This window comes from Niveibacterium sp., from assembly GCF_041909475.1.
In the GTDB taxonomy this organism is placed as follows: Bacteria; Pseudomonadota; Gammaproteobacteria; order Burkholderiales; family Rhodocyclaceae; genus Niveibacterium.
This window is the reverse complement of the sequence record NZ_JAYRDJ010000013.1, coordinates 72,732-86,604: the sequence shown is the minus strand read 5'-3', so window position 1 is coordinate 86,604 and position 13,873 is coordinate 72,732. Positions and strand designations below refer to the sequence as shown.

Here is a 13,873-nt window from a genome sequence, read left to right as displayed (position 1 = left end):
CGCACACAGCCGGCATGGCTACAGCAGGATCAGTGTCGCCAGCCCGAGGAAGATCAGGAAGCCACCGGAATCGGTCACCGCGGTGATCAGCACCGAGGAACCGACCGCGGGGTCCTTGCCGAAACGCATCAACGTCATCGGAATCGTGACGCCCATGAAGGCGGCAAGCAACAGGTTCAAGGTCATCGCGGCCGTCAGCACCATGCCCAGCTTGATGTCGCGATAGAGCAGGATCGCGGCGAGGCCCAACAGGCCGCCCCACACGATGCCGTTGAACAGCGCGACACCGATCTCCTTGCGAAACAAACGCTTGCCGTGTTCAGCCGACACCTGCCCCATCGCGATCGCACGCACGATCATCGTGATCGTCTGGTTGCCCGAGTTGCCGCCGATGCCCGCCACGATCGGCATCAGTGCCGCCAGCGCGACAAGCTTCTGAATCGAGCCTTCGAAGGCACCGATCACGCGCGAAGCGATGAAGGCGGTGACGAGGTTGATCGCCAGCCAGCGCCAGCGGTTCTTCACCGAGTCGACGATCGGCGCAAAGATGTCTTCCTCTTCCTTCAGGCCGGCCTGGCCGAGCAGTTCGGCTTCCGACGATTCGCGCACGAAGTCCAGCACCGATGCCACCGTGAGGCGGCCAAGCAGGCGATGGTGCGAATCCACCACCGGCGCGGAGACGAGGTCGTAGCGCTCGAAAGCCATCGCCGCTTCGTCGGCCGAGTCGCCCGGCTCCAGCGTCAGGTGTTCGGTCAGCATGATGTCGCTGACCACCACCTCGGGGTCGTTGATCAGCAGACGCCCGACCGGCAGCACGCCACGCAGGCGTTCCTTGCGGTCGATCACGAACAGCAGGTCGGTATGGTCAGGCAGCTCGTCAAAACGGCGCAGGTAGCGCAGCACCGCTTCAAGACTGACGTCTTCGCGCACGGTCACCATGTCGAAGTCCATCAGCGCGCCGACTGAATCCTCGGGGTAGGACATCGCCGCGCGCAGCTGCTCGCGCGCTTCGGCGTCCAGGCCGAGATAGACGTCCTCCATGACCTGCTTGGGCAAGTCAGGCGCGAGGTCGGCGAGTTCATCGGCGTCGAGCTGTTCGGCCGCGGCCACCAGCTCGGCCTGGTCCATCGTCTCGATCAGCGATTCGCGAACCGCATCCGAGACTTCAAGCAGGATCTCGCCGTCGCGCTCGGCCTTGACCAGATCCCAGACTTCGAGACGTTCGTCGAGCGGCAGCGCTTCGAGGATGTAGGCGATATCCGCCGGGTGCAGCTTGTCGAGGCGCGTCGCGAGCTCGGCCAAGTGCTGCTTGTGCACCAGGTTCTCGACGAGCTCGTGCTTGGGCATTTCCTGCCGATGCACCAGCTCCTCGACAACCTTGTGACGGGCGAGCGCCGCCTGCACCTCGCGGAGGTGTTGCTGTACGTCGTCGCTGTGATGCGGGGTTTCGTGGACTTCTGCCATCTTCACTACGCCGGCAGGCTTAAGGGAGTGCGGAGTGTACGGGATTCGTGTGACAACCGCGAACGATTTGCCGCGCCGCACAAGCGAAGCGGTATGGCACGTTCAGGCCGGCGTGGCGGCGGCCTCGATTTCGACCAGCATGCGTGCCGCGACGAGCCCGTTGATGAGGCCGAACACCAGCGCCGCCAGCGCGAAAATCGGCGCGAGCGCGAACACGCCGTCGTGCGGCACCAGCCACAGCCGCGCGACGACCAGTTGCGCGCCGATATGCGCAAACGCCGCCAGCAGGCTTGCCGTGACCGGGCCGAACCAGCGGCGCGGCAGATGCACCGCACCACCCAGTGCGCAAAGGCTTGCCAGGGCGCCGCTGAGGCCAAGAAAGAATCCAGGCGCGAGAAACTGGCCGAGCAGCAGGCTTGCGGCAAACACCCGAAGCAGCGCGACCCAAGCCGCATCGCGCCAACCCCAGCGCCACAGCACGATCAGCACGACGATGTTGCCAAGGCCCGGCTTCACGCCCGGCAGCGGCAGCGGGATCGCCGCTTCGGCTAGCGACAGTACGATCGCCGCAGTGGCGAAGCGGGCGACGCGGATGTCCGACGCATCCGGCGTGAGTTCAATAACCGAGCGAGTCATAGGCGGGCTGGCGCGCCAGCAAGGCAAGCGTGACCTGATTCGGCGCACAGATCGCGACCGCACCGGCGCTCGTGAGCCAGCCCTGCCGCACACAATACTGGCGCGGCCCCGGATCGCTGGCAACGCGGGCACGTCCGACATCGATTTCGATTCTCGTCAGGCCCAGCGGGCCGGGAACGGTAATCAGCTGGGGCGCCGACAGCGGCACCGTGGCGAACAGCTTGCCCGCGGCGCGGATCTCCGCCCGGTCGGCAGCGCCACCACGCCAGAAATGCAGTCCGAGCATGCCTACCAGCACTACGGCGAGCACCAGCACGAGGTAGTCGCCCGGCCGCACCAAGGCCAGCCAGTCGCGCACCGCAAGCCGCACTGCCGCCCGCCCGGCTCAGGACTTCAGCGCGCGGTGCCGCAGCAGCACCCGCACCTGACCTTGGAAGCGCGCGGCGATCGTTTCGGCAATGTAGACGCTGCGGTGCTGCCCGCCGGTGCAGCCGATCGCCAGCGTCAGATACGCGCGGCTGTCGCGCATGTAGGACGGCAGCCAGTTGGCGAGCCAGTTGCCGATGTCCTGCACCATGCGGCCGACGTCTTCGTGTGCGCACAGGAAATCGATCACCGGCTGGTCACGCCCGGTCAGCGGCCGTAGCGCGGGATCGTAGAAGGGGTTGGGCAGGCAGCGCACGTCGAACACCAGGTCGGCATCGAGCGGAATGCCGTGCTTGAAGCCGAAGGATTCCACCAGCAGCGTCAGCCCCTGCGCTGGAGACGCCTGGATCAGGTCTTTCAGCCACACGCGCAGGGTGTTCGGATGCAGATCGCTGGTATCGATGCGCTGCCCCAGTTCGCCGACGGCTTCCAGCGCATCGCGTTCTCGCTCGATCGCTTCAAGCAGCGTCACGCCGTCGTCGGCCAGCGGATGGCGGCGGCGGGTCTCCGAAAAACGCGCGATCAGCGTGGTGTTGCGCGCTTCAAGGAAGATGAAGCGGACATCCTCGACCTCGCCGCGCAAGGCCGCCATCGTCTGGGGCAGCGCCTGCAGGCTGGCGCCGCCGCGCACGTCGACCGCGACGCCGACGCGCTCGTAGCCCGCCTCGCGCAGATGCGCGACGAGCCCCGGTAGCAGCGGGGCGGGCAGGTTATCGACACAGTAGTAGCCGGCGTCTTCGAGGACCGCGAGCGCGATACTCTTGCCGGAACCGGAAAGGCCGGAGATCAGGATCAGTTGCATGGTGTCGGGGGGTCGGCACGGGGGTGTCCCGAGCATAGCGGAAGCCCGGCAGCCTGTCAGGCACATGGCGATCAAGCAACGGGCTTGCGCTGCCGTTAATACCCTTGGGTGCGGCCAGACCAGCCACCCCCAAGCGCCTCGAAGGGAGCCGGCCGCATGCAGTTGCCCCACCTCGACCTGTCTCAGATCCGCGTGTTGATCGCTGACCAGCAAGGCTCGGTGCGTACGTGGCTGCGCACGCAACTCGCACTGATCGGCATCCAGCAAGCCAGTATGGCCGCCAACGCGACCGACCTGTTGCGCCAATGCCGCAGCGGCAGTTTCGACGTCGTGCTGTGCGATCACCACCTCGACAACCAGAAAGATGGCGTCGAGCTGCTCGAAGACCTGCGTTACCAGAGCCTGCTGCCGCTGTCCTCGGTGTTCCTCATCGTGACCGGCGAACGCACCTACAAGCGCGTGATCTCCGCGGTCGAATTCGCGCCCGACGATTACCTGATCAAGCCCTTCTCGGCCAACGACCTGAGCCATCGGGTGATGGCCGCGCTGATGAAGAAGAAGATCCTCAAGGATGTGTTCCTGCGGCTCGCCGAGCACGATTACCCGGGCGTCGTCGCCGCCTGCGACAAGGTCATCGCCAGCAACAGCCACCATACGCTGGATGCCCAGCGCATCAAGGCCGAGGCCCTGCTCACGCTGGACCGCATCGACGAGGCGGCCGAGATCTACGCCAGCGTCTCGACCAAGCGCGCGATTCCATGGGCGCGCATGGGCTACGCAATGGTGCTGCAGAAGCGCGGCCAGCTTGATGAAGCGGCGGACGAAGCGACCCGGCTCAACCTCGACTGCCCGGAATTCCTGTCGGTATACGACTTCCTTGCCCGCACGCACGAGCAGCGCGGCGATCTGGCCGCCGCGATGGATTACCTCGAACGCGCCGACGCACTCTCCCCCGCCAACCTTGAGCGCCTTCGCCACCTCGGCAAGCTCGCCTCCGAAACCGGCGATCGCGAGCGGGCCGCCGGTGCGATGCGCAAGGTCGTGGACCGTACACAGAAGAGTGCGCGCACCAAGATCGACGACCACCTGACGCTGCTGAAAAACCTCGCTGGTGAAAGCACGCGCAAGGAAGCCGATGAACGCCTCAGGGCGATGCGCGTCGCGCACTCGGAAAGCCCTGAAGGCCTCATCGCGGGCGATGTTGCAGAAGCGCGCCTCCGACGGGACGAAGGCCAACTGGATGCCGCAAGCGCCGCGATCGATCGTGCGCTGACAACCCACGCCGCGAGCCCGCAAATCGCCGCAGCGATCTCGGTGGATCTGGCCGAGGTCTGCATCGAGAGCGGACGCCACGACGACGCGCTAAAGGTGGCCGAACGGATCGACGACAGCGCAGAACAACTGGACGCCAGCCTGCGGCGACGGCTCGGCCGCATCAAACCCAGCGCGCCACCGGCTGATGCGGCGGCACCCAGCACGCCGATCGCCATGCCACCGCCCAGTGCCGAGGCCGACCCCGAAGCAACCGCGCGGCTGTTGAAAGCGCTCGCCGCGGCACTCGATACGCTCGACAGCGGCTGGGACGCCGAGCACGCCGCGACATGCCGCGAATTGCTGATCGATGCGTTCAGTGCCGCACCGCGCGAGCGGGAAGTGATCCAGGCGCATATCCGCTACGACCGGATCGCGGTTCGAAACGGCGGCGACCGGCACAAGCCGACAACCCGCAAGAGCAGCGAGAATGCGCCCGCCACCGATTGAGGGCAGGACAGCCGGCACGACGCGCCGGCGCTATGCTTCAGAAGGGGATATCGTCGTCAAATACGGCCGCGCAGCACGGCCCGGGTGAAGGAAGTGCCCACATTTCAAGTGGAGGCAAAATGCGCAAGCCCAGACTGACTGGATGGTTCCCGGCCAACACCGCCCCGGTGCGTGACGGCTGGTACGAGGTCCAGACCGAAGATGGCGAGCAGCAAATGGCACAATGGGCGGTGTTGGGCGGCGATCGCGGCTGGTGGCAGTTCCGCCGCGTATTTGGCATAGACTTGCGTCGCAGCGTACGAGGCATTCGCCGCTGGCGCGGGCTGGCCCGCCCTGCAAACGGTTGACACGGTTTTTTTCGTGCCAAGCCCAAGGTTTTCAAGCTTTGCAACGCCATTCCGCGCCGTCATGGGATAACATCCCCTTCCGGCGTGGCCACACGCTTTTCACATAACCCGGAAAAGAACCCGAATCATGAACAAATCCGAACTCATCGACGCGCTGGCCGCCAAGACCGGCTTCACCAAGACCGACTCCGCCAAAGCCCTCGACGGCCTGCTGGATGTCGTGACCGAAACCCTCGCCGCTGGCGACGAAATCTCGCTGGTTGGCTTCGGCTCCTTCTCGGTCAGCAAGCGCGCCGCCCGTACCGGCCGCAACCCGAAGACCGGCGAAGCGATCCAGATCGCCGCCTCGAAGGCCCCGACGTTCAGCGCCGGCGCCAAGCTGAAGGCCGCCGTCAACAAGTAATCGGCCCTCGTATCGGCCAGCCGCTGCTGGCCGAACGGATCAACGCCCCGCCCTGCGGGGCGTTTGTTTTTGTGGCATCGGCAAACAAAAACGGAGCCCGCAGGCTCCGTTCCCGATCGCGGCCCCGTTTTCAGAACGGGATATCGTCGTCGAAGTCGCCGAAGTTGCCGCCGCCCTGGCTGGGTGCCGGCGCAGGGGCTTGACGCGGCGCCGGGCGTGCATTGCCGCCACCCTGATTACCACCGCGCGGCGCCGGCGCCTGGTTGTAGTCGTCGCCGCCGCTGTTGTAACCACCGCGCGAACCGCCGCCCTCACCACCGGGGCGGCCGCCGAGCATCTGCATCTGATCGGCACGGATCTCGGTGGTGTACTGGTCGCGGCCTTCCTTGTCCTGCCACTTGCGCGTCTGCAGGCGGCCTTCGATATAGACCGACGAGCCCTTCTTCAGGTACTGGCCGGCGATTTCCGCCAGCTTCGAGAAGAACACGACGCGGTGCCATTCGGTCGCTTCCTTCTTTTCGCCGGTGGCCTTGTCGCGCCAGGTGTCGGTGGTCGCGATACGGATATTGCAGATCGCGTCGCCGCTCGGGGCGTAGCGGGTCTCCGGGTCGGCACCGAGGTTACCGACGAGGATCACCTTGTTCACAGAAGCCATCAGGCTTTCCCTCCAGTAAGACGGCGCAGGGATGCTTCATCCCAGCGCTCAAGATTAATCTTCAAGTATGCCATCCGCCGCTCGGGGATGACGATGGCCTCGCGCACGCCGGGCAGCGCGAGCAGTTCGTGGCGGAAGCTGGCGATCTCGATATGCGGATCAATCGCGATCTCGCGTTCGGTCAGCTGCGGCGGGTTGCGCATGCTGCGCGCCCACAGCCACCAGATCAAGGCCAACAGCGTGGTGCCGGCAAACACCGCATGCGGCCCGAAGTGGGCGGCCACTGCCCCGCCCGCCGCGCCGCCCAGCGCCGCGCCGATCGACTGCGAGGTGTTGTAGACGCCCAGCGCCGCCCCTTTGGCCTGCGGCGGCGCGATGCGCGACACCAGCGAGGGCAGCGAGGCCTCAACAATGTTGAACGCGACAAAGAACAGGAACAGCAGGCCAACGATCGGCCAGAACGCATCCTGCACCAACAGAAAACCGAGCTGCGTGGCTGCCAGCAGCGCAATCGACGCCAACAGCACGCGCCGCATCTGGCGTTTGCGCTCGGCGTAAATGATCGCCGGCACCATCAGTACGAAACTAGCCAGCACCACCGGCAGGTAGATCTTCCAGTGCTCGGCCAGCGGCAGGTGTTCGGACTCGACCAGGATGCGCGGCACGATCAGGAACATGCCCATCTGGATCATGTGGATCGCGAACACGCCAAAATGAAGCGGCATCAGCTGCCGTTCGGTCAGCACCGTGGCAAGCGGCACCCGCGGCATCGCGGTCTCGATGTGCGGCGGCGTCGGCACCGCGCGCAGCAACACCGGGATCGCCAGCAGCGACAAGGCCCCGGTCAGCAGGAACATGCCGTGCATGCCGATCCACTGGTACAGCGCCGGCGAAGCGACCAGGGACACGGCAAACACCAGCCCGATCGTCGAGCCGATCATCGCCATCACCTTGGTGCGATGCTGCTCGCGGGTGAGGTCGGCGGCCAGCGCCGATACCGCGGCGGAGATCGCGCCAGCACCCTGCAGCGCACGCGCCGCGATCATCCAGCCGATGTTGGGCGCCCAGGCGGCCAGCGCACAACCGGCAGCAAACATGAGCAGGCCGAAAACGATCACCGGCTTGCGGCCGAAGCGGTCCGACGCGACACCGAAGGGCACCTGGAAGATCGCCTGCACCATGCCGAAGGCGCCCAGCGCCAGCCCGGCCCATTGCAGGTCGTTCCCGCCCGGCAGCGTCTTCGCGAAGACCGAGAACACCGGCAGGATCAGGAACAGCCCGAGCATGCGCAACGCAAAGATCGCGGCCAGCGTGGCGCCGGCGCGGCGTTCCTGCGCACTCATGCGGTCGGAGAACGGGGAGGACATCGGGAAAATGGCTTTGAATCAGCGAGTTGCGTATATTAGCAGGTTGCCCTTCCCGGCCATCCCGCGTTCGCGCATCGAATGACTCCCTACCTCGCGTCCAGCTCCAGCATTGATTGGAAAACACCGGCCGTACACGCGCTGGCGCAGCAGCTCGCGGTTGAGGCGGGTAGTGGCGACGAGGCGATCGCACGGCGTTGCTTCGAATTTGTGCGCGACGAAATCCGCCACAGTTGGGACTACCGCAGCGGGCCGGTGACGCTGCGCGCCTCCGAAGTGCTCGCACACCGCACTGGCTATTGCTACGCGAAGAGCCATCTGCTGGCCGCCCTGTTGCGCGCCAACGGCATCCCCGCGGCGCTGTGCTACCAGCGCCTGCCGGTTGGCGATAGCGGTGAGCCGTACTGCCTGCATGGGCTCAACGCGGTCTACCTGGCCGACCACGGCTGGTACCGCATCGACGCCCGCGGCAACAAACCCGGCGTAGACGCCCGCTTCACGCCGCCGCACGAACACCTCGCCTTCCCGATCCGGGGCGGTGCCGAACAAGACATCGAAGGCCTGTACGCCGAACCGCTGCAGGCCGTGGTCGACGCATTGACCCGCCATTCCACCATCGAGCAGGTGTTCCTGAACCTGCCCGACATCGAGGCGCCGCTGCGAACCGTCGGCGCCCCGACCTAGACGCGCCGAAGCGCGGCAAGGGAATCGAAGAACGCTCATGGACGACATCAAGATCCGCGGTGCGCGCACGCACAACCTGAAGAACATCTCGCTCGACATCCCGCGCAACCGGCTCACGGTGATCACCGGCCTGTCGGGCTCGGGCAAGAGCTCGCTGGCGTTCGACACGCTCTACGCCGAAGGGCAGCGCCGCTATGTCGAATCGCTGTCGGCGTACGCGCGGCAGTTCCTGCAGCTGATGGAAAAGCCGGACGTCGACCTGATCGAAGGCCTGTCGCCAGCGATCTCGATCGAGCAGAAGGCGACCAGCCACAACCCGCGTTCGACCGTCGGCACCGTCACCGAGATCCACGACTACCTGCGCCTGCTGTACGCCCGCGCCGGCCAGCCGCACTGCCCGGAACACAAGTTGCCGCTCGCGGCACAGAGCGTGTCGCAGATGGTCGACACCGTGCTCGCGCTGCCCGAGGACACCAAGGTGATGGTGCTCGCGCCAGTGGTGACCGAGCGCAAGGGCAGCTTCGAAGACATGTTTGCCGAGCTGCGCGCACAGGGCTTCGTGCGCCTGCGCATCGACGGCACGCTGCATGAGATCGATGCACTGCCGAAACTCGAAAAGACCGGCAAGCATTCGATCGACATCGTCGTAGACCGCCTCAAGGTGCGCGCCGATGCGCGCCAGCGCCTGGCCGAAAGTTTCGAGACCGCGCTGGCGCACGCCGAAGGCCGCGCGCTGGCGGTGGAGATGGATGACGGCAAGGAACACCTCTTCTCCGCGCGCTTCGCCTGCCCGGTGTGCAGCTACGCGATCGCGGAACTGGAGCCGCGGCTGTTCTCGTTCAATAACCCGGTCGGCGCCTGCCCGAAGTGCGATGGCCTCGGCTCGGTCGAGTTCTTCGACCCGACGCGCGTCGTCGCCTTCCCGCATCTGTCGCTCGCCAGCGGCGCGATCCGCGGCTGGGACCGGCGCAACCAGTTCTACTTCCAGATGTTGCAGAGCCTCGCGACGCACTATGGCTTCGACATCGACGCGACCTTCGAGGAGCTGCCGGCCGAGATGCAGCAGATCGTGCTGTACGGTTCGGGCAAAACGAAGATCGCGTTCAAGTACCTATCAGAGAGCGGGCGCAACGTTACGAAGGAGCACAGCTTCGAGGGCATCGTGCCCAACCTGGAGCGCCGCTACCGCGAAACCGATTCGATCGCGGTGCGCGAAGAACTCGCGAAATACCGCAGCCACCAGGCCTGCCCCGCCTGCGAAGGCACGCGCCTGCGCGAAGAGGCGCGCCATGTATTCATCGGCGATCGCACGCTGCCGCAGGTCGGCCGCCTCGCGCTGGCCGATTGCAAACGGTTCTTCGACACGCTGAAGCTCGAAGGCCATCGCGCGCAGATCGCCGACAAGATCGTGCACGAGATCTCGGCACGGCTGCAGTTCCTGATCGACGTGGGCCTCGATTACCTGATGCTCGAACGCAGCGCCGACACACTCTCAGGCGGCGAAGCGCAGCGTATCCGGCTCGCAAGTCAGATCGGTTCTGGCCTGACCGGCGTGATGTATGTGCTCGATGAACCCTCGATCGGATTGCACCAGCGCGATAACGACAGGCTGCTCGGCACGCTGGCCCGATTGCGCGATCTGGGCAACACCGTGATCGTGGTCGAGCACGACGAAGACGCGATTCGCGCCGCGGACTACGTGGTCGACATGGGCCCCGGTGCCGGCGAGCACGGAGGCCAGGTGATCGCGCACGGCTTGCCGGCGCAGATCGAGGCGCACCCGGATTCGGCGACTGGCGCCTTCCTCTCCGGCCGGCGCACGATCGCGCTGCCGGGTGAGCGCAAGTCGCCCGATCCGCAGCGCCAGCTCTACCTGCGCGGCGCGCGCGGCAACAACCTCAAGCATGCAACGCTGGAACTGCCGGTGGGGCTGTTCACCTGCATCACCGGTGTCTCCGGTTCCGGCAAGAGCACGCTGATCAACGACACGCTGTACGCCATCGCCGCCAAGCACCTTTACGGCTCGGTCGCCGAGCCGGCGCCTTACGACGACATCGAAGGGCTGGAGTTCTTCGACAAGGTGATCAGCGTCGACCAGGCGCCGATCGGCCGCACGCCGCGCTCCAACCCGGCCACCTACACCGGTCTGCTGACCCCGATCCGCGAGTTGTACGCCGGCGTGCCGGCCTCGCGCGAACGCGGCTACGGGCCGGGGCGCTTCTCCTTCAATGTGAAGGGTGGGCGCTGCGAGGCCTGCCAGGGCGACGGCATGATCAAGGTGGAGATGCACTTCCTGCCCGACGTGTTCGTGCCCTGCGACGTCTGCCACGGCCAGCGCTACAACCGCGAAACCCTGGAGATCCGCTACCGCGGCAAGACCATCGCCGAGGTGCTGAACATGACGGTCGAAGAAGCCCACGCCTTCTTCGATGCCGTGCCGACCGTCGCGCGCAAGCTCGAAACCCTGCTCGACGTGGGCCTCGGTTACATCCGCCTCGGTCAGAGCGCCACCACCCTTTCAGGCGGTGAAGCGCAGCGCGTGAAACTCGCGCTGGAACTGTCGAAGCGCGACACCGGCCGCACGCTCTACATCCTCGACGAACCGACCACCGGCCTGCACTTCCAGGACATCGAGATGCTGTTGAAGGTGCTGGCACGCCTGCGCGACCACGGCAACACCATCGTCGTGATCGAACACAACCTGGACGTGATCAAGACCGCCGACTGGCTGATCGACCTCGGCCCCGAAGGTGGCGCCGGCGGTGGCCGCATCCTCGTCGCCGGCCCGCCCGAAGCCGTGGCCGCCCACCCCCTCAGCCACACCGGCAAGTACCTCAAGCGCTTGCTGAAGTAGCGATGGCGCACCAGATCCTGGAGGTCGCCGGCGGCCGCCCGATCAAGCTGTGGACCGACGGCGTGCCGGTCGAGGACGACGCGCGCAAGCAGCTGATGAACACCGCAAAGATGCCCTTCATCTTCCGTCACCTCGCGGTGATGCCGGATGTGCATCTGGGCAAGGGCTCAACGATCGGAAGCGTGATCCCGACGCGTGGCGCGATCATTCCAGCGGCCGTCGGTGTCGATATCGGCTGCGGCATGATGGCGGCACGCACCACGCTCACCGCCGCCGATCTGCCGACGAGTCTGCACGGCCTGCGCAGCGCAATCGAGCGCGCGGTGCCGCATGGGCGCGCCCCGGGCCGGCGCGATCCGGGCGCGTGGGAGACGCCGCCAAAGGCGGTGGACGCGATGTGGACGGAACTCCACGCCGGCTTCAGGCGCATCACCGAGAAGTACCCACGCCTGGAACGCACCAACAACCACAAGCACCTGGGCACGCTGGGCACCGGCAACCACTTCATCGAGGTTTGTCTCGATGAGGCCGACCAGGTTTGGTTCATGCTCCACTCGGGTTCGCGCGGGGTCGGCAACGCGATCGGCAACCTCTTCATCGAACTCGCGCAGGCCGACATGCGCCAGCACATCGCCAATCTGCCGGACCGCGAACTCGCCTACTTCGAGGAAGGTAGCCCGCACTTCAAGGACTACATCGAGGCAGTCGGCTGGGCGCAGGACTTTGCGCGCCGCAACCGGGTGCTGATGATGCAGGCCGTCATCGCCGCCGCGCGCAACGTGATCGGCAAACCCTTCAGCGCCGAACTCGAAGCGGTGAATTGCCACCACAACTATGTGCAACGCGAAACGCACTTCGGCGCCGAGGTGTGGATCACGCGCAAGGGCGCGGTGTCAGCGCAGAAGGGGCACCTCGGCATCATCCCTGGCTCGATGGGCGCGAAGAGTTTCATCGTGCGCGGGCTCGGCAACGAAGAAGCGTTCTGTTCGTGCAGCCACGGCGCCGGCCGCACGATGAGCCGCAATGAGGCCAAACGCCGCTTCACCGTGGCCGATCAGGTACGCGCCACGCAGGGTGTGGAATGCCGCAAGGACGCCGACGTGATCGACGAAATCCCGATGGCCTACAAGGACATCGACGCTGTGATGAACGCGCAGCGCGAGCTTGTTGAAGTCGTGCACACGCTGCGCCAGGTGGTGTGCGTGAAGGGCTGATGGCCCTCAGCGTGGCGCCCGGAAGCGCGCACGGAACTCGCGCGGCGTGGTGCCCCGGATCGCGCGGAACTGGCGATTGAAGTGAGCGAGGTTGGCGTAGCCGACTTCCGCAGCAATCACGCCGATCGGGCGCTCCGATTCGATCAGCGCCTGGCAGGCGCGACCCACGCGCAGGTGGGCGACGTAGGCGGTGACCGTCATGCGCATGTGGCGGCGGAAGAAGCGGTGAAAGGCGCCGACCGACAACGCAGCACGGGCGGCGAGATCGGCGATGTCGGCCGGCTCGGCGAAATGCTCGTGAAGCTGCGCCAGCACGCGCGTGAGGCGCTCGTTGTGCGGGTCGGTCTGAACCCAGCCGGCGTAATGCCCACTGGCGAGCTCACATGCCTCCGACTCTTCGGCGAGCTGGATCAGCACATCGAGCAGCGCGGGCAGTCGCCGCGCTTCGGACAATTCCGCCAGCTTCAGGATCGCATCGCGCTGCCGCTGCGCGACTGAGGCTGGAAAGGCGAGGCCACGCGCGGCACGTGCGCAAAGCCGCGCAAGCGACGCCAACTCCGGGCAGCCGGCCAGCAGATGATCGAGCCGGGCCTGCGAGAACCAGCACACGCGAAGCGTCAGCGGACTGCGCCGGTCGAGGCGGTCGTGCACCGACCAAGCGTGCGGCAAGTTCGCGCCGATCAGCACCAGATCGCAGGCGCCGAACTCCGCCGCACTGTCGCCAACGAAGCGCTGGCCGCGCGCGTTGATGGTCAGTGTCAGCTCGTATTCCGGGTGGTAGTGCCACTCGAAGGGGATTTCGGTCTGTGGGCTGGCGAGCAGGTGCCACGAAGCCGCGGCCGTAGGGTCGCCGACATACTCGCGAACTGGACGCAAAGCAACAATCTCCGCACCGAAAACATCATTTTAGTATCAATCAACGGCAGCCGATTCTCAGGGGTATGGCGGTGCTGGCCGCAGAATCCTCATATCGCCAATCCGATCGATGTGTACCTGATGCACCCGGCCTGCGAAGTGATTACGACCGACACGGCTCCGCGCGCGGTGCTGACCGCCCGCGAACAGCAGGTGCTCAACGCCGTGATGCGCGGTGAGCGCAACCGCGAAATCGCGCAGGCACTCCAGATCAGCGTCAAAACGGTGGAACACCATCGCGCGACACTGATGCGGAAGGCGGGCGCACGCACCGCGGCCGATCTGGCCGCGCGCGTGCTGAGCGGCCGGCTGCGCATCGTCACCAACAAACCCGTTGTCACCTGAACC

Annotated in this window: 14 protein-coding genes; 7 read left to right on the top strand and 7 right to left on the bottom strand. The window is 66.0% G+C overall.

Annotation, left to right across the window (positions count from 1 at the left end):
- Window positions 1–18: 18 nt before the first annotated feature.
- From mgtE to rapZ, 4 genes are all read right to left on the bottom strand, one after another.
- The gene (mgtE, locus tag ACE3P0_RS10680; protein WP_374402598.1) at window positions 19–1,464 is read right to left on the bottom strand and encodes a magnesium transporter; all 1,446 of its coding nucleotides are present in this window, start codon (window positions 1,462–1,464) and stop codon (window positions 19–21) included.
- 102 nt (window positions 1,465–1,566) lie between these two features.
- Window positions 1,567–2,100: a Gx transporter family protein gene (locus ACE3P0_RS10675; protein ID WP_374402597.1), complete on the bottom strand. Its 534-nt coding sequence runs from the start codon at window positions 2,098–2,100 to the stop codon at window positions 1,567–1,569.
- Window positions 2,081–2,470 carry a NusG domain II-containing protein gene (locus ACE3P0_RS10670; RefSeq protein ID WP_374402596.1) on the bottom strand — a complete coding sequence of 130 codons (390 nt, stop codon included), beginning with the start codon at window positions 2,468–2,470 and terminating at the stop codon, window positions 2,081–2,083. The genes ACE3P0_RS10675 and ACE3P0_RS10670 overlap by 20 nt, the downstream gene beginning before the upstream one ends.
- A 15-nt stretch (window positions 2,471–2,485) precedes the next feature.
- Window positions 2,486–3,328: an RNase adapter RapZ gene (gene rapZ / locus ACE3P0_RS10665; protein ID WP_374402595.1), complete on the bottom strand. Its 843-nt coding sequence runs from the start codon at window positions 3,326–3,328 to the stop codon at window positions 2,486–2,488.
- A 156-nt stretch (window positions 3,329–3,484) separates the two neighbouring features.
- Between rapZ and ACE3P0_RS10660 the strand changes: the two genes are divergently transcribed.
- The 3 genes from ACE3P0_RS10660 to ACE3P0_RS10650 all read left to right on the top strand — a co-directional run bounded on the left by ACE3P0_RS10660 (window position 3,485) and on the right by ACE3P0_RS10650 (window position 5,839).
- Entirely contained in the window at window positions 3,485–5,089 is a 1,605-nt protein-coding gene (locus ACE3P0_RS10660; protein ID WP_374402594.1) for a response regulator, read from the top strand.
- 119 nt (window positions 5,090–5,208) lie between these two features.
- On the top strand, window positions 5,209–5,436 hold the full coding sequence (locus ACE3P0_RS10655; RefSeq protein ID WP_172202432.1) for a hypothetical protein: 228 nt from the start codon (window positions 5,209–5,211) through the stop codon (window positions 5,434–5,436).
- A gap of 103 nt (window positions 5,437–5,539) precedes the next feature.
- On the top strand, window positions 5,540–5,839 hold the full coding sequence (locus ACE3P0_RS10650) for an HU family DNA-binding protein (protein ID WP_281391266.1): 300 nt from the start codon (window positions 5,540–5,542) through the stop codon (window positions 5,837–5,839).
- Between the two features lie 130 nt (window positions 5,840–5,969).
- Here ACE3P0_RS10650 and ssb read toward each other — a convergent pair whose 3' ends face one another.
- Together ssb and ACE3P0_RS10640 are read right to left on the bottom strand one after the other, a co-directional pair.
- A complete protein-coding gene (gene ssb, locus ACE3P0_RS10645) occupies window positions 5,970–6,494 on the bottom strand; it encodes a single-stranded DNA-binding protein (RefSeq protein ID WP_374402593.1) in 525 nt (174 codons plus the stop codon).
- On the bottom strand, window positions 6,494–7,861 hold the full coding sequence (locus ACE3P0_RS10640) for an MFS transporter (RefSeq protein WP_374402592.1): 1,368 nt from the start codon (window positions 7,859–7,861) through the stop codon (window positions 6,494–6,496). Before ACE3P0_RS10640 ends, ssb begins: the two co-directional genes overlap by 1 nt.
- A 78-nt stretch (window positions 7,862–7,939) precedes the next feature.
- Between ACE3P0_RS10640 and ACE3P0_RS10635 the strand changes: the two genes are divergently transcribed.
- From ACE3P0_RS10635 to ACE3P0_RS10625, 3 genes are read left to right on the top strand one after another with little or no spacing between them, the layout of a single operon-like run.
- Window positions 7,940–8,542: a transglutaminase family protein gene (locus tag ACE3P0_RS10635; RefSeq protein WP_374402591.1), complete on the top strand. Its 603-nt coding sequence runs from the start codon at window positions 7,940–7,942 to the stop codon at window positions 8,540–8,542.
- 37 nt (window positions 8,543–8,579) lie between these two features.
- The gene (gene uvrA, locus ACE3P0_RS10630; RefSeq protein WP_374402590.1) at window positions 8,580–11,396 is read left to right on the top strand and encodes an excinuclease ABC subunit UvrA; all 2,817 of its coding nucleotides are present in this window, start codon (window positions 8,580–8,582) and stop codon (window positions 11,394–11,396) included.
- Between the two features lie 2 nt (window positions 11,397–11,398).
- Complete coding sequence (locus ACE3P0_RS10625; protein ID WP_374402589.1) at window positions 11,399–12,610, top strand: RtcB family protein; 1,212 nt, start codon at window positions 11,399–11,401, stop codon at window positions 12,608–12,610.
- 6 nt (window positions 12,611–12,616) lie between these two features.
- Here the strand turns inward: ACE3P0_RS10625 and ACE3P0_RS10620 are convergent, their stop codons facing one another.
- Entirely contained in the window at window positions 12,617–13,486 is an 870-nt protein-coding gene (locus tag ACE3P0_RS10620) for a helix-turn-helix domain-containing protein (protein ID WP_374402588.1), read from the bottom strand.
- A 120-nt stretch (window positions 13,487–13,606) separates the two neighbouring features.
- On the opposite strand from ACE3P0_RS10620, the gene ACE3P0_RS10615 reads away from it, so the two are divergent.
- Window positions 13,607–13,870, top strand: a complete 264-nt coding sequence (locus ACE3P0_RS10615) for a LuxR C-terminal-related transcriptional regulator (RefSeq protein ID WP_374402587.1) — start codon at window positions 13,607–13,609, stop codon at window positions 13,868–13,870.
- Window positions 13,871–13,873 lie beyond the last annotated feature (3 nt).